This is a genomic window from Nonomuraea sp. NPDC048916 (genome assembly GCF_040649575.1).
Classification (GTDB): domain Bacteria; phylum Actinomycetota; class Actinomycetes; order Streptosporangiales; family Streptosporangiaceae; genus Nonomuraea.
Genome location: NZ_JBEZFS010000053.1, coordinates 14,665 through 37,038, shown reverse-complemented (window position 1 = coordinate 37,038; position 22,374 = coordinate 14,665). Strand labels below are relative to the sequence as shown.

Sequence of the window (22,374 nt, the reverse complement as noted above, 5' to 3'; positions counted from 1 at the left end):
GCGTTGTGGAGAGTTTGTTCGATTCCGCTGCTGAGGAGGCCACACCCCAGCCCCTCGCGGTCCGGATGCGGCCGCGCACCCTCGACGAGGTGATCGGCCAGCGTCACCTGCTCGGCCCCGGCACCCCGCTGCGCCGGCTCGTCGAGAGCGAGGCGCCGATGTCGCTCTTCCTGTGGGGGCCGCCCGGCACCGGCAAGACCACGCTGGCCTACGTCGTCTCCAATGTCACCAAGCGCCGCTTCGTCGAGATCTCCGCCGTCTCGGCCGGGGTCAAGGACGTGCGGGCCGCCATCGACAACGCCCGGCGCGAGCTGGGCATGACCGGCCGCCAGACGGTGCTGTTCGTCGACGAGGTGCACCGCTTCAACAAGGCCCAGCAGGACGCGCTGCTGCCCGCCGTCGAGAACCGCTGGGTCACCTTCATCGGCGCCACCACCGAAAACCCGTTCTTCTCCGTCATCTCTCCGCTGCTGTCGCGCTCGCTGCTGCTCACGCTGGAGTCGCTGTCCGACGACGACGTCCGCGCCGTCCTGGAGCGCGCGGCGGCCGACGAGCGCGGCCTGGCCGGCCGTGCCACCGTCGCCCCGCAGGCCCTCGACCATCTCGTACGGCTGGCCGGCGGTGACGCCCGCCGCTCCCTGACCTACCTGGAGGCCGCGGCGCTGCTGACCGATGCCACGCCCGCGGACGGCCCGGCCCCCTCCGGAGCGGGCGCCATCACCGTCGAGGTGGTGGAGAAGGCCGTCGACAAGGCGGCCGTCCGCTACGACCGGCAGGGCGACCAGCACTACGACGTGATCAGCGCGTTCATCAAGTCGATGCGCGGCTCCGACGCCGACGCCGCGCTCCACTACCTCGCCCGCATGATCGAGGCCGGCGAGGACCCCCGCTTCCTCGCCCGGCGCATCGTCATCTTCGCCTCCGAAGACGTCGGCATGGCCGACCCCACCTGCCTGCAGACCGCCGTCGCCGCGGCGCAGGCCGTGCAGCTCATCGGGCTGCCCGAGGGGCAGATCAACCTCGCCCACGCGGTCATCCACTGCGCGCTGGCGCCCAAGTCCAACGCGGTCGTCAAGGCGATCGGGGAGGCGATCGGCGACGTGCGGCGCGGCCTCATCGGCCAGGTGCCCGGCCACCTGCGCGACGCCCACTACCCCGGCGCCGCCAAGCTCGGCCACGGCGAGGGCTACCAGTATCCCCACGACTTCGACCACGGCCTGGTCCGTCAGGACTACGCGCCCGAGCAGGTGCGCGAACGGCGCTACTACCAGCCCACCAAGCACGGCGCCGAGGCCCCGGTCGCCGACCGCTGGGCCAGGATCCGCGACTTCCTCCGGGGCTCCTGACGCTCGCCGCCCCCGGGCGAAACCACTGCCGGCTCACATGGGAGCACAACGCCTGATGACCGACCACCGCGCCTCGTTCGACGCGGCCATCACCTTCGGCAACGGCGGAGACCTGGTCGTCCACGGCTTTCGCGTCGACCTCCCATCATCCGACGCGGGCGAGAGCGAGATCGCCGCGCTGTTCGTCGCCTCGCTCGGCCTGCTGATGACCGACGAGGTGAGGCTGGCCAACGTGCGGATCTTCGCCGAGCCGCACAAGGGCACCAGGGGCGGCCCCTCCGACCGCCCCCCACCCACGCTCGGCCCCATGGTGGAACTCGACCGGGTGTCGCCCGCCCGAGGGCCCGTGGCCGAATCCGACCGGGAATCGCCCGCCTCCGGGCCTGGGGCCCGCTCCGAGGGGGTGCCGCTGGAAGGCACCTTGATCGAGGCGCCCGGGTCGCTTTCCGCGCTGCCCCTGACATGCGTCGCCGACCTGCCCGCCGTGGTCGTACGCGTGGCGGGAGCCGGGCAGCGGCTGATCGACGTGGGCATGCTGGCGGCCTTCGACGTACGAGGCGCCGCGGTGCTCCTGCACACCGGAGCGCCCGACGGCTTCTCGCTCACGCCCGCGGCGGCCTCCTGGCTCACCGCGAACGGCGCGGCCCTGGTCGGCACCGACGGGTCCGGCCGACGCGATGAGGCCGGGCCCGGCGACGCCGGGCCTGCCGGTGCTCGCCGGTCCGCGCGCCGGATGCTGCTCGACGCGGGCGTGCCCGTCGTCGAGGGGCTGACCGGCCTCGAGCGGCTGCCGCCGACCGGCGCGGTGTTCAGCGCCGTCCCCCCGCGCGTCGAGAGCGCCCGCGCGCCCGTACGCGCCTTCGCCCGGCTGCCGCTCTGAACAGGCCGGTCCGAACAGGCCGGCGACGACACCGCCCACCCCGCGCGGGAGCGGATCGAGGGGACACGCGCCGGGCCCGGGAAGACCCGCGGCCGACGTGGCGGCATGATCAAGGTGTCCGAGCCCAGTAGCCTGGGTCCTCGAACGCGATAGGGTCATGCCGTTCCGGCGCGGCGTACGAGGGAGATGAGCGGATGCTTACCGCTGGAGAGGTCGCGGCGCTGATCGCGGCCACGGGCTGGGTGGTTCTGGTCTGCGTGCTCACCATGGTGCTCGTCAAGCTCGCGAGACTGCTCACCGAGACGGCCAAGGCGGTCTCCGACCTGACCAGCCGCATGACGCCGCTGCTCGACGACATGAGCGTCACGGTCAGCGAGACCAACAGGCAACTCGTCACGGTCGAGGCCATCGCCAGGGACGTCAAGCAGGTCAGCGGTCACGCGGCCAAGCTGAGCGCGGTGACCCAGACCGTCTTCACCGGGCCGCTGATCAAGGTGTCGTCGATCGGCTACGGCGTGCGGAGGGCCATTGAGGCCCGCAGGCCGCCCAGGAGCAGGCGGCGGCCATGATCAGGCGGCTGTTCTACATCGCGCTCGGCGCGTTCCTGACGCTGTGGATGATGCGCAGGCTGCAGGCCCTGCACCCCCAGCACGTCGCCCGCCGGACGGCCAAGGGCGCCGCGGGCATGCTCGCGCAGGTGAGAGACTTTACTACCGACGCGCTCGGCGAGGCCGCCGACCGCGAAATCGAGTTGCGGGCCCGGTTCGGGCTCGGCAACGCTGAAACCAACGACTAACGCAAAGGATGGCCACCATGGAGTCGGCAGAGATAGCGCGCCGCTTCCTGCGCTTCTTCGAGGAGCGTGGGCACAAGATCGTGCCCTCGGCCAGCCTGATCGCTGAGGACCCGACGCTTCTCCTGGTCAACGCGGGTATGGTGCCGTTCAAGCCGTACTTCCTGGGGCAGCGCAAGCCTCCGGCGTCACGGCTGGCCACCGCCCAGAAGTGCGTCCGCACCCCCGACATCGACGAGGTCGGCAAGACCACCCGGCACGCCACGTTCTTCCAGATGCTCGGCAACTTCTCCTTCGGCGACTACTTCAAGGCCGAAGTGATCCCGTTCGCCTGGGAGCTGCTCACCAAGCCGGAGTCCGAGGGCGGCTTCGGCTTCCCCGAGGAGCGGCTCTGGGCGACGATCTACCTCGAGGACGACGAGGCGTTCGACATCTGGCACAACAAGGTCGGGCTGCCCGCGGAGCGCATCCAGCGCCGCGGTCTGGAGGACAACTACTGGCACATGGGCGTGCCCGGTCCCGGCGGCCCCTGCTCGGAGATCTACTACGACCGGGGCCCCGAGTACGGCCGCGACGGCGGACCGGTCGCCGACGAGGACCGCTACCTCGAGGTCTGGAACCTCGTGTTCATGCAGTACCAACTGAGCGAGGTCCGCAGCAAGGTCGACTTCGACATCGCCGGCGAGCTGCCGAGCAAGAACATCGACACCGGCATGGGCCTGGAGCGCATGGCGGCGATCCTGCAGGGCGTCGACAACATCTACGAGATCGACACCACCTACAAGATCCTCGACCGGGCGGCCGAGCTCACCAAGACCCGCTACGGCCGCGACGAGCGCGCCGACGTCAGCCTGCGCGTCATCGCCGACCACGTCCGCACCGGCACCATGCTCGTCGCCGACGGCGTCATGCCCGGCAACGAGGGCCGCGGCTACGTCCTGCGCCGCATCCTGCGCCGCAGCGTGCGCAACCTGCGGCTGCTCGGTTCGGGCGACGAGCGCTACATGCACGAGCTGACCGACGTCGCGATCGACGTGATGGGCGAGCAGTATCCCGAGCTGAAGGCCGACGCGCCGCAGATCCACGGGGTCATCGACGCCGAGGAGGCCTCGTTCCTCGGAACGCTCCGCACCGGCACCGCCATCTTCGACGTCGCGGTCGAGGAGACCAAGCGCAAGTCCGGCTCGACCATCTCCGGCGACCAGGCGTTCCAGCTGCACGACACCTACGGCTTCCCCATCGACCTCACGCTCGAGATGGCGTCCGAGCACGGGCTCAAGGTCGACGAGGAGGGCTTCCGGCGCCTGATGAAGGAGCAGCGGCAGCGGGCCAAGGCCGACGCGGCGGCGAAGAAGACCGGCAACGCCGACATCTCCGTCTTCGGGCAGCTGCTGGAGCAGGCCGGCAAGGTCGAGTTCCTCGGCTACGACCAGACCGAGGCCGACACCACCGTGGTCGGCATCCTCGTCGACGGGGTGCCCGTCCCGGCGGCGGGCACGGGCACGACCGTCGAGATCGTGCTCGCCCGCACCCCGTTCTACGCCGAGGGCGGCGGCCAGCTCGCCGACCAGGGCGTGATCCGCACCGGCGGCGCCGAGGTCGAGATCCTCGACGTGCAGTCGCCGATCGCGGGTCTCGTCGTGCACCGCGGCACCGTCCGCGGCGGCGAGCTCAAGATCGGCGACGAGGCCCAGGCGGCGATCGACCTGGAGCGCCGCCGCGCGATCTCGCGCAGCCACAGCGCCACCCACCTCGTCCACCGCGGCTTCAAGAACGCGCTGGGCGAGTCGGCGGCGCAGGCCGGCTCCGAAAACTCGCCCGGCCGCTTCCGCTTCGACTTCACCGCCGCGGGCGCCGTGCCGCCGAGCGTGCTGCGCGACGTCGAGGACGAGGTCAACGCCGTGCTCATCAACGACCTCAAGGTCAACGCCTTCTACACCTCCCAGACGGAGGCCAGGGCGATGGGCGCGCTGGCGATGTTCGGCGAGAAATACGGCGACGAGGTCCGCGTGGTCGAGATCGGCGACTACTCCCGCGAGCTCTGCGGCGGCACCCACGTCCACAGCTCCGGCCAGCTCGGGCTGGTCAAGGTGCTCGGTGAGCAGTCGGTCGGCGCGGGCGTGCGCCGGGTCGAGGCGCTCGTCGGCATCGACGCGTTCCGCTTCCTGGCGCGGGAGAGCGTGCTGGTGGCGCAGCTCACCGAGCAGCTCAAGGCCCGCCGCGAGGAGCTTCCCGAGCGCATCGAGGGCATCGTCGGCCGGCTGCGCACCGCCGAGAAGGAGCTGGAGAGGCTCCGGTCCGCGCAGGTGCTCCAGGTGGCCGGAGAGCTGGCCTCCCAGGCTCGTGACCTGCTGGGCGTCTCCGTGGTGACCCACCGCGCGCCTGATGGCACCGGTGCCGACGACCTGCGTAAGCTCGCGCTCGATGTGCGTGGCAGATTCCCGGCCGACCGGCCCGCGATCATCGTGATCGCCGGTGTTCCCGCCGACCGGCCTGTGGTCGTCGCCGCGGTCAACGAGGCGGGACGCGAGCGTGGGCTCAAGGCCGGGAGACTGGTCGGCGTCGCCGCCAAGGCGCTTGGGGGTGGCGGTGGCGGTAAGGACGACGTCGCGCAGGGGGGCGGCACCCGGCCGGAGGCGATCGGCGACGCGTTGCGGCTCGTCGAGCAGGCCATCGAGGGACAGCTCGGCTGACATGCGGTTCGGCTCACGGATCGGGGTCGACGTCGGATCCGTACGCATCGGCGTGGCCCGCAGCGACCCCTCGGGGGTGCTGGCCACGCCGGTCGAGACCGTCAGGCGGGGCAAGGGCGACCTCGACCGCATCGCCGTGATCGTCGCGGAACACGAGGCGATCGAGGTCGTGGTGGGCCTGCCCACCTCACTATCCGGCCGTGAGGGGCAGGCGGCGGCGCTGGCGCGCACGTTCGCCTCGGCCCTGGCCGTGCGTCTCGCGCCGACGCCGGTGCGGCTCTTCGACGAGCGGCTCACCACCGTCGCGGCCCAGCAGGGGCTGCGAGCCAGCGGCGTGCGGGCGAGGAAACAGCGCGACGTCGTCGACCAGGCGGCCGCGGTCGTGTTGCTGCAGGACGCGCTCGACGTCGAGCGGGCCACCGACAGACCACCAGGCAGGCCCGTCGATCCGCCCTCCGCGGCGGCCGGCGGACCCGCCTCATGATCGGGCGCCGCGTCCGTCACAGCATGACCGGGCCGGGGGTGGCCGCTTGACCGGACACCCCCCGTCCAGAGGCGCGCGGCGGCGAAAGGCCCGGCGCAGGGTGGGGATGCTGGTCTCCGGGGTGACCGTTTCCGTTCTGGCGCTGGGGGTCGCCGCCTGCGGGGCGCTGAAGCCATACATCGTTCCTGACGATTTCGACGGCATCGGCAGGGGCGCGGTGACCGTGCGGATCGCGCCCGGTGCGAGCGCGAGCGACATCGGCGCGCAACTGGCCGAGACCGGAGTGGTGGCGAGCGTGCGGTCGTTCGTCGACGAGACCGAGGCCCGTGCGGTGACCGGCCGGCTCAAGCCGGGCCACTACCGCATGCGCAAGGGCATGGCCGCGGGCGCGGCGCTGGATCTGCTGCTCGCGCCGGACTCCCGGATCGTCCGGCGCGTCATGGTGCCCGAGGGTTTGCGGGTGGACGAGACGCTGGAGCGTGTCGCCGCGCAGTCCGGGCTGCCGTTGAAGGAGCTGCGCCAGGCCGCCTCGGCCCTCCCCGGGCTGCCCGCGTACGCGCGCGGGCCGGAGGGCTTCCTGTTCCCGGCGACGTACGAGGTCGAGCCGGGGGCCACGGCCGTGGACGTGCTGGCCTCGATGGCGGAACGGTTCGGTGTGGCCGCGGCCCAGATCGGCCTGAAGGCACGGGCGGCTCGGGTGCACCTGACCCCGCTGGAGGCCGTGATCGTGGCGAGCATCGTGCAGGCCGAGGGTGGCAGGGACGCCGACTACCCGAAGATCGCCAGAGTGATCTACAACAGGCTCAGGCGGAACATGCCGCTCCAGCTCGACACGACCGTGCTGTACGCCCAGGACAGGCGGACCCTGAAGGTCTCGGAGAGCGACACGAGGATCCGCTCGCCGTACAACACCTATCTGCGCAGGGGGTTGCCGCCCGGACCGATCTCGAGTCCTGGGGAGAAGGCGCTGATGGCGGCTCTGTACCCGGCGAAGGGAGATTGGTACTGGTTTGTTACAACAGATCCGGCGCATAGAATCACCAAATTCACCGACAAAGAGAGCGAGTTCGTGAGATACCGGGAAGAGTTGAACGAATACCTCGGGACTGACTGATGCTCTCCGGGAGACCCCTCATCCCGCAGGGGATCGCCGAGATCCCCAAGCAGAGCCCCCGCACCGGGGCACGTGTCCTCTTTCCGCCTTTCAGTACGGTTACCCTGAGTGATTACCGCTGGCCGTGGGTATATGTCCGGCGGATCCCCCCATTCCACTCGGCAACACCCAACGGAGCAGGTCTTCGACTTGACGCCGGGCGGGCCGTACCGGGAGATTGGCCACCGCACCTATGAGCGAGCTCGATATGGACTTCCTGCTGGGCGCCGAGGACGACGAGGGTCGTGACCGGCGCCGCACCCGTGGTTCCGGCAGACGCGGAAGCCGCAGGCGGCGCAGACGCCGCAACCGGGGCGGCTTCATCGCCCCGCTCCTCGCCTTCATCATCCTCGCCGGCATCATCGGCGGCGGCGGTTACTTCGGCTACCAGTGGCTCAGCGGCGCCCTGGTCCCCGACGACTTCACCGGTCAGGGCAAGGGTGAGGTGATCGTCGAGATCAAGCAGGGGCAGAGCGCGTCCGACGTCGCGCAGGAGCTGGAGCGGCAGGGGGTCGTCGCGAGCGCCAGGGCCTTCACCAACGCGATCTCCAACGCGGGCAAGAGCGACTCGCTCCAGCCCGGCCAATACGCCATGCGCAAGGGCATGTCCGCGGCCAACGCGGTGCTGCTGCTCGACTCGGGCAACCGGATGCTCGTCCGGGTGACCATCGAGGAGGGCCTGCGCCTGTCCGACACCTTGACCCAGCTGGCCAAGAAGACCGGCAAGCAGGAGAAGGAGTTCGCCGCCGCCGCCAAGAAGGCCGGCGCCCTGGACCTGCCGTCCTACGCCAGGGGCAAGCTCGAGGGCTACGCCTTCCCCGCCACCTACGACTTCCAGCCGAAGACCACGCCGTCCGAGATGCTGGGGGCGATGGTCGAGCGGTTCAGCCAGACGGCGGACAAGGTCGGCCTGGCAGAAGGCGCCAAGAGCCTCGGCCACACCCCGCACGAGATCGTCACGATCGCCAGCATCATCCAGGCCGAGGCGGGCCGGCACGAGGACATGCCCAAGATCTCCCGGGTCATCTACAACCGCCTCAACCACAATCCGCCGATGAGGCTGAAGATGGACAGCACCGTGATGTACGGGCTCAACACCTACGGCACGGCGGCCACGCACGCCCAGCTGGAGAGCAAGTCGAAGTACAACACCTACATGTACGACGGCCTGCCGCCCGGCCCCATCGCCAACCCCGGCGATGACGCGATCGAGGCGGCGCTCAAGCCGGCCAAGGGCGACTGGCTGTGGTTCGTCGCCACCGACCCGAAGAGCAACGTCACGAAGTTCGCCTCCACGGACGCCGAGTTCCAGGCGCTGCTCGACGAGTACCGCCGCAACGGCGGCTGATTCGGCGGCGGGTAGAGTGCTGCCAGTCGAGACAGAGCTGGGGGGACCATGCGGGCCGCGGTGCTGGGGTCGCCGATCGGGCATTCCCTCTCGCCCCATCTGCATCGGGCCGCCTACAAGGCGATGGGCCTGGCCGGGTGGAGTTACGAGGCGTTCGAATGCGACGAGGCAGGGCTGCCCGCGATGCTCGGGCGGCTCCGGCCGGTGCGTGGCGAGACCTCCGGTGACGAGGGCGCATGGGCGGGCCTGTCGCTGACCATGCCGCTCAAGCGGGCCGTGCTGCCTCTCCTGGACACGGTCTCCGACCTGGCCGTCGAGGTGGGCGGGGCCAACACGGTGGTGTTCCGCGACGGCGCCGCCCATGGCCACAACACCGACGTCTACGGCATCGAGCAGGCGCTGGCCGAGGCCGGGGTCCCCGCGCCCCGTTCGGCGACCGTGCTCGGCGGCGGCGCCACGGCCGCCTCGGTGCTGGCGGCGCTGCGTGATCTGGGCCTGCACGCGGCCACCCTGCTCGTCCGCGATCCCGCCAGAGCGGTGCAGACCGCCGAGGTGGCCGAGCGGCTGGGGGTGGCGCTCGCGGTGGAGACGTTCGACAAGCTCGACGCCCGGCTCCAGGTCGACCTGGTCGTGTCCACCCTGCCCGGCGGCGCGGCCGACGTCCACGCGGAGCGGCTGGCCGGAGTGCCCGCCCTGTTCGACGTGATCTACGCTCCGTGGCCCACCCTCACGGCGTCGGCGGTGCGGGCCGCCGGGGGCACGGTGGTGGGCGGTTTCGCGATGCTGCTGCACCAGGCGGTGCGGCAGGTGGAGCTGATGACGGGCCGCGCCGACGTGCCGGTCGAGGCCATGCGCGCGGCCGGCGAGACCGAGCTCCTCCGGCGGGCCGGCCACCCACCCCGACAGTCCTGAAGCCTGGTCGCCCTGACGGCGCGTCCTCGAAAAAAGGCCCGTGAGCAGGCTCGAAGGACGCTTCCGAGGAAGCCCCCGGATGAAGCCGGGACGAGCTCGGGGGAGCCGTCCCGGCGGGCGGGGGAAGATTCGGGGATCCTGCGTGGTTGTGGTAATGTTGCTCTCTGATCGGTCCGGCATGCCTTGCTGGACGCGCAAGCGGAGGTCTCCTCCCACCTGAGTCGCCGAGAGGTGGCCGGGTCCAGGATCACGCCGGATTCACTCCGGGGAGCTTCAGGCCGCGATGCCGAAGAGCTCAGTGGCCCCGCATGCGCGACGTGCGGGGCTTTCGCGTTTCCGCGGAGCTCCCCGGCACGACGAGCACGTAGGGATTCGCAACCTAGGAGGCCCCATCAGCACTGAGCCCCGCATCAACGAGCGTATCCGAGTCCCCGAGGTTCGCCTTGTGGGCCCGAACGGCGAGCAGGTAGGCATCGTCTCGATTCACGATGCGCTGAAGCTCGCCCAGGAAGCCGACCTTGACCTCGTCGAGGTCGCGGCGACGGCTCGACCGCCCGTGTGCAAGCTCATGGACTACGGCAAGTTCAAGTACGAGTCCGCGATGAAGGCGCGCGAGGCGCGCAAGAATCAGGCGCACACGATCATCAAGGAGATCAAGCTCCGGCCCAAGATCGACCCGCACGACTACGAGACCAAGAAGGGTCACGTGGTGCGGTTCCTCAAGGCGGGAGACAAGGTCAAAGTCACGATCATGTTCCGTGGTCGCGAGCAGTCCCGTCCGGAGCTCGGCTTCCGGCTGCTGCAGCGGCTGGCGGAGGACGTCCAGGAGCTCGGGTTCGTCGAATCCCAGCCGAAGCAGGACGGCCGTAACATGATCATGGTGATCGGTCCGCACAAGAAGAAGGCCGAGGCGAAGGCTGAGAAGGCGGCCGCCAAGGCGCAGCGTGGCGGCGAGGAGCCTTCCGCACAGGAAGCGTGACCCGCGGTTCGGGTTAGCCTTACAGCACCCCGAACAGCCCTCGAGCAGACGAAGACGCCGCGTCCGGGCCGGCCAGCACCGGCCCGGCCACCGGCACGACCGAATTGAGGAGAGACGGCGAAATGCCGAAGATGAAGACGCACAGCGGTGCGAAGAAGCGGTTCCGGCTCACCGGCACCGGCAAGATCAAGCGTCGCCGTGCCAATCGCGCGCACTACAACGAGTGGAAGTCGTCCACGCTGACGCGCCGTCTCAAGAATGAAGTCGTCCTGTCCGAAGCAGATTCCAAGAAGATCAAGAAGCTGCTCGCCAAGTAGCGCGAACCCCCGGGGAGAAGAACATGGCACGCGTGAAGCGGGCGCTCAACGCCAAGAAGAAGCGCAGGGTCGTCCTCGAGAGGGCGTCCGGTTACCGAGGCCAGCGGTCGCGGCTGTACCGCAAGGCCAAGGAGCAGATGCTCCACTCGATGACCTATGCCTATCGGGACCGTAAGGACCGTAAGGGTACATTCCGCCGTCTGTGGATCCAGCGGATCAACGCCGCCGCCCGTCAGAACGGCATGACCTACAACCGCCTGATCCAGGGGCTGCGGCTGGCCAACATCGAGGTCGACCGCAAGATCCTGGCCGACCTCGCGGTGAACGACAGCCAGACCTTCGCCACGCTCGTCGAGGCCGCCAAGAAGGCGCTGCCGGCGAACGTGAACGCGCCGGCCGCGGGCTGAAGCGCTTGACGAGCCCGGCAGGGCTCTAGCCGAGGGGCCCACCTGACGGTGGGCCCTTTGCCGTATGTACGGCAAGCACCAGGGGTACGCCGTGCCGTACCCGCGAACCAGGGGGAAGCATGGCGGGATCCGAGCTGACCAATCTCAAGTCGCCCCGGGTCAAGGCGGCCCGGAGGCTCACCAAGCGCGCCTTCCGCGACCAGGACCGCAAGTTCCTGGCCGAGGGGCCGCAGGCGGTGCGCGAGGCGCTCAGGCTCGGCGGTGTGACGCTCGAGTTGTTCACCACCGCGGAGGCCGAGCTGCGCCACCCCGAGCTCGTGACGGAGGCCACGCTCCAGGGCGTCCCGGTCCACCGGGCCAGCGGCGAGGTCATGGCCGAGCTGTCCCAGACCGTCACGCCGCAGGGCCTGCTGGCGGTCTGCCGGCTCGTGCACGTGCCGCTGGAGGAGGCGGTTTCCGCGACGCCGCGTCTGGTCGCGGTGCTCGCGCACGTGCGCGACCCGGGCAACGCCGGCACCGTCATGCGCACCGCCGACGCCGCGGGGGCCGACGCCGTGGTCTTCACGGACGCCTCGGTGGATCCGTACAACGGCAAGTGCGTGCGCGCCAGCGCCGGTAGTCTTTTTCACCTTCCGGTCGTCATCGGTACACCCGCGGCGGTGGCCGCGCGTCACCTCAGGGAGCGCGGGCTGCGGGTGCTGGCGGCCGACGGCGCGGGCAAGCACACGCTCGACGACGTCGACCTGTCAGGACCCACCGCGTGGATCTTCGGAAACGAGGCATGGGGTCTGCCGGAGGAGGTGCTCGCCGAGGCCGACGACGTGGTCAGGGTGCCCATCTACGGGCAGGCCGAAAGCCTCAACCTGGCCACCGCCGCGGCGGTGTGTCTTTACTCCTCCGCCAGGTCTCAGCGAGTGCCCTAGGCGGTGGGAAACCCGCTATTGTCGGCCCTGTAGGCGGAGGAGGCGAGGTCGTGCACGGCGCAGACGATGGTCCAGAGCTCGCCTCCGCGTGCATGATCCCCATCGACGAGCTTCCCGACGGCCTCATCGTGACCGACGGTTTCGGCCGGGTGCTCGCCGTCAACCGGGCCGCCGTCCGGCTCACCAAGGTGAGCGTCGGGCGAGCCGTCGGCAAGGACATGGACGAGGTGTTCCCGTTCCGCGACCACGACGGCCGCGACTGGTGGAAGGCCCTCGACCTCGAAGGCGGTCTGCGCACCCGCAGCAGGGTGCCGGAGCGGCCGCTCCACCTGCCGGGCGGGCAGGAGCTCTACGTCGCGGCCAGGCTGATCCGCGAGCCCGCCCGCGGCGGCGACGTCGCCCGGGTGGCGATCACGCTGCGCGACGGCGGGGCCCGCGCCCGCCTGGAGCGCAGCCGCGCCGACCTGGTCTCCACGGTCGCCCATGAGCTGCGCTCCCCGCTGACCAGCGTCAAGGGCTTCACCGCCACGCTGCTGGCCAGGTGGCCCCGCTTCACCGACGAGCAGAAGCGCGTGATGCTCGAGACCGTCAACAACGACGCCGACCGCGTGACCAGGCTGATCACCGAGTTGCTCGACGTCTCCCGCATCGAGTCCGGCAGGCTCGAGCTGCATCGTCAGGTCGTCGACGTGCCCGCCAGAGCCCGCCGGATCATCGCGGGCCGCGTGGCGGCCGGAGAGCCGGAAGATCGCTTCCGCCTCGTCGCGGACCCAGACCTGCCCGAGATGTGGCTTGACCAGGACAAGGTCGATCAGATCCTCGGTAACCTGGTGGAAAACGCGGTGCGCCACGGCCGTGGCACTGTGACGATAGACATCGAATCCGTCGGATGGGGAGCTGCCGTGTCGGTGCGCGACGAAGGTGAGGGCATCGAGCCCGAGCTGGCTCCGCGCGTCTTCAGGCAGTTCTGGCGCGGCAACAGCCGCAGGCGCGGCGGCACCGGGCTTGGCCTGTTCATCGTGAAGGGCCTGGTCGAGGCACACGGCGGCACGATCACCGTGCAGCGGGCGCCCGAGGGTGGGGCGGAGTTCCGATTTACCGTGCCCACCGGCACGCCCGACTTCGCCTGAAGCCCGAGTCGGCCGGTGGGCATCCACCGTTAGACTTTTGACCGCTCAAGCCCTGGATACGGAGCTCACTCTTGTCTGACTACGACCCCGTCGAGGTGACACCGTTGCATGCCGACGAGGTGTCCCGCATGGAGGCCGACGCCCTGGCGGCGATCAAGGCGGCCGACAGCCTCGACGCACTCAAGCAGGCGCGCCTGGCCCATGCGGGCGACCGCTCGCCCATCGCGCTGTCCAACCGCGAGATCGGCGCCCTGCCTCCCGCGGCCCGCGCCGAGGCCGGCAAACGCGTCGGCACCGCCCGCCGGACGATCAACGAGGCCCTCGCCGCCCGCCAGGCCGAGCTGGAGGCCGAGCGCGACGCCCGGGTGCTCGTGGAGGAGGCCGTCGACGTCACCCTGCCGTGGGACCGTCAGCCGCGCGGCGCCCGCCACCCGCTGACCACCATGCAGGAGCGCATCGCCGACACGTTCGTCGCGATGGGTTACGAGGTCGCCGAGGGCCCCGAGCTCGAAGGCGAGTGGTTCAACTTCGACGCCCTCAACATCGCGACGGACCATCCCGCCCGTTCCGAGCACGACACGTTCTTCGTCGAGTCCGGCGAGTCGGGCATGGTGCTGCGCACCCAGACATCGCCGGTGCAGATCCGCGCGCTGCTGCAGCGCAGGGTGCCGTGCTACGTGATCTCTCCGGGCAAGGTGTTCCGCACCGACGAGCTCGACGCCACCCACACCCCGGTCTTCCACCAGGTCGAGGGGCTGGCCATCGACGAGGGCCTGACGATGGCCCACCTCAAGGGCACGCTCGACCGGTTCGCCGAGGTGATGTTCGGCGAGGGCATCTCCACCCGCTTCCGGCCCAACTACTTCCCGTTCACCGAGCCGTCCGCCGAGATGGACCTCAAGTGCTTCGTCTGCCGCGGCGCCTCGGCGATCCCCGGCAACCCGCCCTGCCGCACCTGCAAGTCGGAGGGCTGGATCGAGTGGGGCGGCTGCGGCATGGTCAACCCGCGCGTGCTGATCGCCTGCGGGATCGACCCGTCGAGATATTCGGGTTTCGCCTTCGGCATGGGCATCGAGCGGACACTGATGTTCCGCCACAACGCCGAGGACATGCGCGACATGGTCGAGGGAGACGTGCGCTTCACGCTCCCGTTCGGAATGGAGATCTGATGAGGGTCCCGCTCTCCTGGCTGCGGGAGTACGCCGATCTCCCGGCGGTCACCGCGCACGAGGTGGCCGACAAGCTCACCGCCGCCGGGCTCAAGCTGGAGTCGATCACCTCGCACGGCCACGACGTCAAGAACGTCGTGGTCGGCGAGGTCCTCGAGGTCGAGGAGCTCACCGGCTTCAAGAAGCCGATCAGGCACTGCAAGGTCGAGGTCGGCGAGGCGACGCCGCGCGAGATCGTCTGCGGCGCCACCAACTTCGCCGCCGGCGACCGCGTGCCGGTCGTGCTGCCGGGCGGGGTGCTGCCCGGCGGGTTCGAGGTGGGCGCGCGCAAGACCTACGGTCGCATGTCCGAGGGCATGATCTGCTCCGAGCGCGAGCTCGGGCTGAGCGACGACCACCACGGCATCATGGTGCTCCCGGCCGACACGCCGATCGGCGCCGACGTGGTCGAGCTGCTCGGCCTGCGCGACGACGTGATCGAGCTGGAGATCACCCCCGACATCGGCTACGCGCTGTCGATCAGGGGAGTGGCGCGCGAGGCGGCGACCGCGTTCGGCGTGCCGTTCCACGACCCCGCCGGCATCGAGCTGCCCGAGGCGACCGAGCCGTCGTGGCCGGCGTCGATCGGCGACCAGACGGCCTGCGACAGGTTCGTGCTGCGCGAGGTCCGCGGGTTCGATCCGGCCGCGCAGAGCCCGCTGTGGATGCGCGTACGACTGACCCGGGCCGGGATGCGGCCGGTGTCGCTGGCCGTCGACATCACCAACTACCTGATGCTGGAGCTCGGCCAGCCGCTGCACGCCTTCGACCGCGCCAAGCTGACCGGCGAGATCGTCGTGCGCCGGGCCCGGCCGGGCGAGACCCTCGAGACGCTCGACCACGTGGTGCGCGAGCTCGATCCCGACGACATCCTGATCACCGACCAGTCGGGCCCGATCTCGATGGCCGGCACGATGGGCGGGCTCCAGACCGAGATCTCCGAGGCTTCGACCGACATCGTCATCGAGGCGGCGCACTTCTCGGCCACCGGCATCTCCCGCGAGTCGCGCAGGCACAACCTGGTGTCCGAGGCGTCCAAGCGGTTCGAACGCGGCGTCGACCGGGAGCTGCCGCTGGCCGCCTCCTGGCGGGCCGTGCGGCTGCTGGCCGAGCTGGGCGGCGCGACCGTGCAGCCCGGGGTCACCCATGCCGAGGCCGACGTGCGGCCCGCCCGCATCGCGATCCCGGCGAGCCACCCCGGCGACGTGGCGGGCGTCACCTACTCCAAGGAGACCGTCGTCCACCGGCTGGAGCAGGTCGGCTGCACCGTGACCGACGGGAGCGACCCGGCCGTGCGCACGGGTGGCGTCGACCCGACCGGTGTCGTGACGGGCGGTGAGCTGGCCGCCAAGCTGGCGGTCACCGGTGACGACATGATCACCGTGACGCCGCCGTCCTGGCGGCCCGACCTCACCGATCCCAACGACCTGGCCGAAGAGGTCATCCGGCTGGAGGGCTACGAGAGCCTGCCGTCCATCCTGCCCAAGGCTCCGGCCGGGGCCGGGCTGACCGAGGGGCAGCGGCTGCGCAGGCGGGTCGGCCGGGCTCTGGCCGCCGCCGGCTACGTCGAGGTGCTCGCCTACCCGTTCATCAGCGAAGCCGACTTCGACAGCCTGCAGCTGCCCGCCGACGACGCGCGCCGCCGGGCGATGCGGCTGGCCAACCCGCTGGCCGAGGACGAGCCGCTGATGCGCACCACGTTGCTGCCGGGCCTGCTCAAGACCCTGGTCCGCAACGTGGGCCGTGGTTTCTCCGACGTGGCGCTGTTCGAGTCGGGAGCCGTCTACCGGCCGCGCGAAGGCGCTCCCCGCACCGCACCGGTGCTCGGCGTCGAGCGCGAGCCCACCGGCGACGAGCTGGCGTCGGTCGAGGCGGCCCTGCCCGACCAGCCGCATCGCGTGGCGGTCGTGCTCGCGGGCGAGTTCGACCGGTCCGGCTGGTGGGGCCAGGGGCGCCAGGAGTGCTGGGCCGACGCGGTGCGGGCCGCGCAGCTCGTGGCCGCCGAGGCGGGCGTCGAGCTGTCCGTCACCGCCGACCAGCACGAGCCGTGGCACCCCGGCAGGTGCGCTGCCCTCTACTCGGGCGACACGCTCGTCGGCCACGCCGGTGAGCTGCACCCGCGCGTGATCGAGGCCTACGGTCTGCCGCCGCGCACCTCGGCGATGGAGCTGGAGCTGTCGAGGATCGAGCGCGTCCTGCCGGGTCCGGTCGAGGCGCCCAGGGTGTCGGCCTACCCGGTGGCGACGCAGGACGTGGCGCTGATCGTGCCCGACTTCACGCCGGTCGCCGACGTGGAGGCGGCGCTGCGCGACGGCGCCGGTGAGCTGCTGGAGTCGATCCGGCTGTTCGACGTCTACACCGGCGAGCAGGTGGGCGAGGGCAACAAGTCGCTCGCCTACACGCTGCGCTTCCGCGCCGCCGACCGCACGTTGACGGCCGAGGAGACGACCGCCGCCCGCGACGCCGCCGTGGCGCTGGCCGCCGACCGGGTGGGAGCCCACCTGCGGGGCGCCTGAACACACGAAAGGTCCGGTACGTCGTACCGGACCTTTCGTTGTGTCGGGTCTTGTCTCAGAGCCGGTCGATCTCGGTGAGGTCGATGTCGATGTCGAACGGCACGGTCACCTTGAGCCGGTCGTGGAAGATCCCGGTGGGCACGTAGGTGTGGGTGACGGCGTCGAGCTCGTAGACGTAGACGACCGGCCTGCCGGAGACGTTCTCGACGCGCCAGAAGTGGGGGATGCCGGCTTCGGCGTAGAGAGTCGGCTTCCGCTCACGGTCGCGCGTCCTTGATTCGGGCGAGACGACCTCGACGACGAGCGTCACATCCTTGGCCCGGTAGAAGGTCTGCTCGCGGCTGTGCTCAGCGTCGGCGCTGATGACACTGATGTCGGGCTCCGGGCGCTGGCTTTCGTTGAGGATGACGCTCATCTCCCGCCGCACGCGCGCATCGGTTGGCGCTATGCGGCGCAGCTCAACCTCGAACAGCGACAACGCGAGCGTGTGGAAGGAAGCCTGAGGGCTCACGAAGACCAAGCTTCCATCAATCAACTCTGTGTGCGCAGGCAATTGCGGAATGCGATCGAGGTCCTCCGCAGCGAAACCTTGGGGTGGCGGAAGGACCCAGTCGGGTAGCGAAGATGGCTCCATATCCTGGCTCACCGCTTCATCCAGGCTCACCGCTTCGGCCGTCACGGTCCTACGGTAGCAATCTACCGTGTTCACGTTCTGTGAACCGGCATGCGCGTATCGGGTGCTTGGTGCGGCGGCGGGGCTGGCAGAATGCGGGTGCATGAGGCAGCTACTCGTGTTCGCCGAGCGGGACGACGCGGAGGAGGTCGCGGAGACGCTGGCCGAGTTGTTCCCCGCGCTCGGGATGCCGCGTGTGGTGCGGGAGACGCTGGCGGGCGAGGACGACGCCGACGACGCGCAGTGGCTGGTCGTGGCCGAGGGGCTCGACGAGGAGATCCTGCCCGAGGTGGACGAGCTGGTCGAGCGCTACGCGGGCTGGCGCGAGCCGGGCTGAGCCGGCGGCCCGCCACGGCCGTGGGCCGGGAGCTCAGGCGGTCGCCCGTCCGGCGCGGCGGGCCTGCTCCGCCAGGGCGTGCTCATCGGTGCGGGCGTCGTAGGCCCTGAATCCCGGCAGCGCCACGGCCAGCACGGCCACGGCCGCCACGCACAGCAGCCCGCCCACCCCCAGCGAGAACCTGGCTCCGCCGGCCTGTGCCATCAGGCCGGCCCTCGCGTTGCCCAGCATCGGGCCGCTGGCGTAGGAGAGCAGCTCGATGCCCGCCAGCCTGCCGCGCAGCTCGTTGGGGATCGTCTGGTTCCACATCGTCATCCTGAAGACGCCGCTCACCATGTCGGCCGCGCCCGCCAGCGCCAGGCACACGAACACCCCCCAGACATGGGGCATCAGCGCGGCCAGCGCCACCGCCACGCCCCACAGCGCGGCGGCCACGATCACGCCGAGCCCCTGCCGGTGCACGCGCGAGGTCCAGCCGCCGGTCAGCGAGGCCAGCAGGGAGCCGACCGCGCCGGCCGAGTAGAACAGCCCGAGCGCCTGCGGGGCGCCCATCTGGTCGGCCAGGAACGGGAAGAGCGCCGTCGACATGGCGAACACCATGGCCGCGATGTCGACCAGATAGGTGCCCATCAGGTCGCGGCGACCGACGGCGTAGCGCACGCCTTCGACGAGTGACCGCAACGAGGCGGGCGAGGCGTCCTCGGCGGGCGGCAGCGAGCTCATCCGCCAGAGCAGCACCAGCGACAGCAGGAAGCTCACCGTGTCGAGCCCGTAGGCCAGGGCCGTGCCGAACGACACGACGAGCAGGCCGCCCAGAGCGGGCGCGACGATGGCGCCGAAGTTCCAGCGCAGGCTGGTGAGCACGGCGGCGGCGGCGAGCTGGTCGTGCCGCACCACCTGCGGGATCATCGCCTCCAGGCTGGGCCGTTGCAGGCAGGCGATGCCCGTGGACAGGGCGCCGACCACGTACAGCACCCAGATCTGCGGGTCGGGCAGCATCGAGTTGACCATCAGCATCGCCGAGGTGGCCGCCAGGCCCAGCTCGCTCAGCAGGATGACCTTGCGCCGGTCGACCGCGTCGGCGATCGCGCCGCCCCACAGCCCGCAGACCACCATCGGCACGAACTCGGCCAGGCTCACGAGGCCGACCGCGACGTAGGAGCCGGTGAGCTCCTTCATCTGGAAGGGAACGGCCACCAGGGTGATGAACGTGCCGAACATGGTGACGACGCCCGACACCATCAGCAGCCGGTAGTCGCGGGAGTCACGCAGCGGCCCCAGATCCGGCACGAGCCGGCGGATCAGGCCTTTGAGTCGTTCTGACACGAGCTCACATTGTCCGGGGGGCCGATGGTCCGGGCAAATGCTTTTCGAACAGGCGGAAGGCCCCGGGCTCCCGGGGCCCTCCGCGGGCGGGGTCAGACGGTGGGGACCTTGTCCAAGAACCCCAGCACCCTGGCGATCCGGCCGTCCTCGGCCATCTCCACCACGTCGAACCCGACGGCCACCGGCTCCTCGCCGGCGGGGCCGAGGTGCCAGGTGAACCTGGCGATCTGGTGGTGGGCGTCGTGCACCTCGCCCGGGGTGAACACGAAGCCGGGGAACATGCCCTGCGCGCCCTCGATGACGGCGGCGATCCCGGCGTGGCCGGTGACCTCGGCCGTAAATGGTGTCCTCGGTCCACAGCTCGGCCACGAGCTTGGCGCGGGCGTCGGCGTCGGTCTCGTTCCAGGCGGCGACGTAGCGTTCGACCAGGTTGGCGGTCATGATATTTCGTCCTTTCAAATGACTTTCCGGGCGAGGGGCCCGTCAGCGCAGCCTGCGCAGGCCGATGATCTGCAGGGCGGCGAAGAGGCCCACGACCAGGGCCTGGGCCACCGCCCACAGCGCGCCGACGGTGGTGAACCCGATCAACCCCGTCACCACGGCCAGGACGCTGCCGAGCGCCCAGGCGATGTTCAGCGCGATCACCGTCATGGTGGCCGCCGGGTTGACCGACTTCCGGCGGGCCAGCAGGCCGACGGCCAGGCTGTACACGACGAGGAAGGCGCCGATCCCGCGCAGCGGAGCCGTGCCGGGGCCGAGTAGGTCGGTGAGAAGGTCCGCGCCGGCGAGATAGCCAAGACCGTTGACACCGGTGACGACGGCGTCGAGGGCGAGCGCGAGGCGCAGGAACGTGGACCGGCTGGTGGTGACGGTCGAGGCGGTCATCTTTCTGGCACTCCTTCTACGGGTGTTCCGACAAGGGAAAGGTGCCATCCGGCCGGTCGCCCGCGCGATTACGCGCGAGGTAAGTGGCCCGCCTATGTCCGGCTCGACCTGGGCGAACAGCCCCGGAAAAGGCGAGTCCCCGGCGGGCGCGAGGCCTGCCGGGGACGCCGGGGCGGTGGGATGCGGGGTTCCGTCCTGGACGGGGTCGAGCCCGGGGCGGGCCGCGAGTCCAGGACGAGGTCGAGCCGGGAGCCCGGCAGCGGGTCAGGAGCCCAGGACCTCCCTGCGCAGGTGGGTCTTGAGGATCTTGCCGCCGGGGTTGCGCGGCAGCTCGCCGTCCCGGAACCAGACGTGCGCCGGGATCTTGAACTTGGCGATCCGGCCGGCCAGGAACTCCCGGAGTTCCCCGAGCGTGACCGAGGCGCCGGGGACGAGGCGGATCACGGCCCCCACCTCCTCGCCGAGCTCGTCGTGCGGCACGCCGATCACCGCCGCGTCGTCCACCGCCGGGTGCTCGAACAGCGCGGCCTCGACCTCGGCGCAGTAGACGTTCTCCCCGCCCCGGATCACCATGTCCTTGGCCCGGTCGACGATGTAGACGAAGCCGTCCTCGTCGATCTTGGCCAGGTCGCCGGTGTGCAGCCAGCCGCCGATGAACGTCTGCGCGGTCGCCTCAGGCTTGTTCCAGTAGCCCAGGATCACGTTGGGCCCGCGTACGCACAGCTCGCCCACCTCGCCGGGAGGCAGCTCCCTGTCCATGGGGTCGACCACCCGCACGTCGACCACGGCCGAGGGCAGGCCGATGCTGTCGGGCCTGGCGTGGTAGTCGGCGCCGCCGTTGCCGATGGCCAGCGCGGTCGTCTCGGTCATGCCGTAGCCGTTGGACGGCGCCCGGTTCGGCAGGTTCTGGGTGATGCGCTCCAGCAGCTTGGGCGGAGCCGGCGCGCCGCCGTAGCCGAGGGTGGTCAGCGACGACAGGTCGTACTTGCCGAAGTCGGGATGGGACATGAGCTGCCAGGCGTTGGTCGGCACGCCGATCATCGTGGTGATCTTCTCGCGCTCGATGAACCGCAGCGCCTGCTCCGGGTCCCACTTGTACATGAGCGCCAGCCCGCCGCCGGTGAACATCGTCGTGGTCAGCCCGGAGAAGCAGCCGGTGACGTGGAACAGCGGCACGGTCAGCAGCGTCACGCGCCGCACCCCCGCCACCTCGCCGGGATCCTTGCCCGCCATCGCGACCGCGCGCAGCAGCCCGTAGGCGACGGTCATCGGCGACTGCCCGAGGTTGCGGTGGCTGCCCAGCGCGCCCTTGGGCCGCCCGGTCGTGCCGGAGGTGTAGAAGATCGTGGCCGGGTCCTCGGGGGACAGCTCGACGTCCGGCAGGATCACCTCGGCGGTGACCTCGCCCAGCACCTCCTCGAACGAGCGCGCGCCCTCGGGCGCCTCGCCCCTGGCCACGATGAGCGGCACGCCCGTCGCCACCAGCCTGCCGGCCCGCTCGCCGTCCGCGATCAGCACCTTGGCGCCGGAGTCGCTGACGCCGTAGGCCAGCTCGGGCTCGGTCCACCACGCGTTGAGAGGTACGGCGATGCCCCCGGCGGCCAGCACCGCCGAGAAGGAGATGACCCATTCGGGGTAGTTGCGCATGGCCACGGCCACCCGGTCGCCCTTGGTGACGCCGTACTCGTCGACCAGCCGGTTGGCCAGCGTGGCCGCCCGGCGGTAGTGCTCCTCGAAGGTGATGTGCTCGTCCTCGTAGATGAGGAAGACCTTGTCGCCGTGGAAACGGCTCATCTCGAGCAGGGCGCGGAAGTGTCCGGGGGCATGCTTCCAGGTCCGCACCCCGGTGTCGCCGATCTCTTCGACCTCGAAAAGCTGGCCAGGTCCCGTGAGCTGGGCTTGGACCTGGGCATGCGTGACGGTCATGCGTACAACTCCCGTAGTGGACGACTGTCGGATAAATCACAGTACCGACCGGCCGGTACGCGCGCTAGAGCATCATTCCGGAGCCGTGACGGGCGGATACGATCATGGTTCACGCGTCCAGTCATACGGACACACCAT

General features: G+C 70.6%; 22 protein-coding genes. 17 read left to right on the top strand and 5 right to left on the bottom strand.

The genetic code is table 11. The features are described 5' to 3' along the window. Positions 1–5: 5 nt before the first annotated feature. From AB0C16_RS36340 to AB0C16_RS36265, 16 genes are all read left to right on the top strand, one after another. Positions 6–1,346 carry a replication-associated recombination protein A gene (locus AB0C16_RS36340; protein WP_357690007.1) on the top strand — a complete coding sequence of 447 codons (1,341 nt, stop codon included), beginning with the start codon at positions 6–8 and terminating at the stop codon, positions 1,344–1,346. 55 nt (positions 1,347–1,401) lie between these two features. Then, a complete protein-coding gene (locus AB0C16_RS36335) occupies positions 1,402–2,226 on the top strand; it encodes a hypothetical protein (RefSeq protein WP_357690005.1) in 825 nt (274 codons plus the stop codon). A gap of 194 nt (positions 2,227–2,420) precedes the next feature. Further along, on the top strand, positions 2,421–2,795 hold the full coding sequence (locus AB0C16_RS36330; RefSeq protein WP_357690003.1) for a DUF948 domain-containing protein: 375 nt from the start codon (positions 2,421–2,423) through the stop codon (positions 2,793–2,795). Continuing rightward, positions 2,792–3,022, top strand: a complete 231-nt coding sequence (locus AB0C16_RS36325) for a hypothetical protein (protein WP_357690001.1) — start codon at positions 2,792–2,794, stop codon at positions 3,020–3,022. Before AB0C16_RS36330 ends, AB0C16_RS36325 begins: the two co-directional genes overlap by 4 nt. Positions 3,023–3,039: 17 nt before the next feature. Beyond that, a complete protein-coding gene (gene alaS / locus AB0C16_RS36320; protein WP_357689999.1) occupies positions 3,040–5,712 on the top strand; it encodes an alanine--tRNA ligase in 2,673 nt (890 codons plus the stop codon). A 1-nt stretch (position 5,713) separates the two neighbouring features. Then, positions 5,714–6,196 carry a Holliday junction resolvase RuvX gene (gene ruvX, locus AB0C16_RS36315; RefSeq protein WP_357689997.1) on the top strand — a complete coding sequence of 161 codons (483 nt, stop codon included), beginning with the start codon at positions 5,714–5,716 and terminating at the stop codon, positions 6,194–6,196. A gap of 46 nt (positions 6,197–6,242) precedes the next feature. Then, positions 6,243–7,310: an endolytic transglycosylase MltG gene (gene mltG / locus AB0C16_RS36310; protein WP_357689995.1), complete on the top strand. Its 1,068-nt coding sequence runs from the start codon at positions 6,243–6,245 to the stop codon at positions 7,308–7,310. A gap of 232 nt (positions 7,311–7,542) precedes the next feature. Next, on the top strand, positions 7,543–8,697 hold the full coding sequence (mltG, locus tag AB0C16_RS36305; RefSeq protein WP_357689993.1) for an endolytic transglycosylase MltG: 1,155 nt from the start codon (positions 7,543–7,545) through the stop codon (positions 8,695–8,697). Between the two features lie 48 nt (positions 8,698–8,745). Then, a complete protein-coding gene (locus tag AB0C16_RS36300) occupies positions 8,746–9,609 on the top strand; it encodes a shikimate dehydrogenase (RefSeq protein WP_357689991.1) in 864 nt (287 codons plus the stop codon). A gap of 391 nt (positions 9,610–10,000) precedes the next feature. Then, positions 10,001–10,588: a translation initiation factor IF-3 gene (infC, locus tag AB0C16_RS36295; RefSeq protein ID WP_357690033.1), complete on the top strand. Its 588-nt coding sequence runs from the start codon at positions 10,001–10,003 to the stop codon at positions 10,586–10,588. Positions 10,589–10,710: 122 nt separating this feature from the next. After that, positions 10,711–10,905: a 50S ribosomal protein L35 gene (rpmI, locus tag AB0C16_RS36290; RefSeq protein WP_189125704.1), complete on the top strand. Its 195-nt coding sequence runs from the start codon at positions 10,711–10,713 to the stop codon at positions 10,903–10,905. Positions 10,906–10,928: 23 nt separating this feature from the next. Further along, a complete protein-coding gene (rplT, locus tag AB0C16_RS36285) occupies positions 10,929–11,312 on the top strand; it encodes a 50S ribosomal protein L20 (protein ID WP_357689989.1) in 384 nt (127 codons plus the stop codon). Between the two features lie 119 nt (positions 11,313–11,431). Then, positions 11,432–12,235: an RNA methyltransferase gene (locus AB0C16_RS36280; protein ID WP_357689987.1), complete on the top strand. Its 804-nt coding sequence runs from the start codon at positions 11,432–11,434 to the stop codon at positions 12,233–12,235. A 92-nt stretch (positions 12,236–12,327) separates the two neighbouring features. After that, entirely contained in the window at positions 12,328–13,365 is a 1,038-nt protein-coding gene (locus AB0C16_RS36275) for a PAS domain-containing sensor histidine kinase (RefSeq protein WP_357690031.1), read from the top strand. A gap of 128 nt (positions 13,366–13,493) precedes the next feature. Then, positions 13,494–14,534 carry a phenylalanine--tRNA ligase subunit alpha gene (gene pheS, locus AB0C16_RS36270; RefSeq protein WP_357690029.1) on the top strand — a complete coding sequence of 347 codons (1,041 nt, stop codon included), beginning with the start codon at positions 13,494–13,496 and terminating at the stop codon, positions 14,532–14,534. Continuing rightward, positions 14,534–17,089, top strand: coding sequence for a phenylalanine--tRNA ligase subunit beta (locus AB0C16_RS36265; RefSeq protein WP_357689985.1), 2,556 nt, complete (start codon positions 14,534–14,536; stop codon positions 17,087–17,089). The genes pheS and AB0C16_RS36265 overlap by 1 nt, the downstream gene beginning before the upstream one ends. Before the next feature lie 55 nt (positions 17,090–17,144). On the opposite strand, the gene AB0C16_RS36260 is transcribed toward AB0C16_RS36265, so the two are convergent. Further along, complete coding sequence (locus AB0C16_RS36260; RefSeq protein ID WP_357690027.1) at positions 17,145–17,723, bottom strand: Uma2 family endonuclease; 579 nt, start codon at positions 17,721–17,723, stop codon at positions 17,145–17,147. Positions 17,724–17,865: 142 nt separating this feature from the next. On the opposite strand from AB0C16_RS36260, the gene AB0C16_RS36255 reads away from it, so the two are divergent. Then, positions 17,866–18,099 (top strand): hypothetical protein, encoded by a 234-nt coding sequence (locus AB0C16_RS36255; protein WP_357689983.1) that lies wholly within the window; start codon positions 17,866–17,868, stop codon positions 18,097–18,099. A gap of 33 nt (positions 18,100–18,132) precedes the next feature. Here AB0C16_RS36255 and AB0C16_RS36250 read toward each other — a convergent pair whose 3' ends face one another. The 4 genes from AB0C16_RS36250 to AB0C16_RS36235 all read right to left on the bottom strand — a co-directional run bounded on the left by AB0C16_RS36250 (position 18,133) and on the right by AB0C16_RS36235 (position 22,236). Beyond that, positions 18,133–19,425, bottom strand: a complete 1,293-nt coding sequence (locus tag AB0C16_RS36250) for an MFS transporter (protein ID WP_357689981.1) — start codon at positions 19,423–19,425, stop codon at positions 18,133–18,135. 92 nt (positions 19,426–19,517) lie between these two features. Then, positions 19,518–19,724, bottom strand: a complete 207-nt coding sequence (locus AB0C16_RS36245) for a hypothetical protein (RefSeq protein WP_357690025.1) — start codon at positions 19,722–19,724, stop codon at positions 19,518–19,520. A gap of 184 nt (positions 19,725–19,908) precedes the next feature. Then, complete coding sequence (locus AB0C16_RS36240) at positions 19,909–20,310, bottom strand: hypothetical protein (RefSeq protein WP_357689979.1); 402 nt, start codon at positions 20,308–20,310, stop codon at positions 19,909–19,911. Positions 20,311–20,574: 264 nt separating this feature from the next. Beyond that, positions 20,575–22,236: a class I adenylate-forming enzyme family protein gene (locus AB0C16_RS36235; protein ID WP_357689977.1), complete on the bottom strand. Its 1,662-nt coding sequence runs from the start codon at positions 22,234–22,236 to the stop codon at positions 20,575–20,577. Positions 22,237–22,374 lie beyond the last annotated feature (138 nt).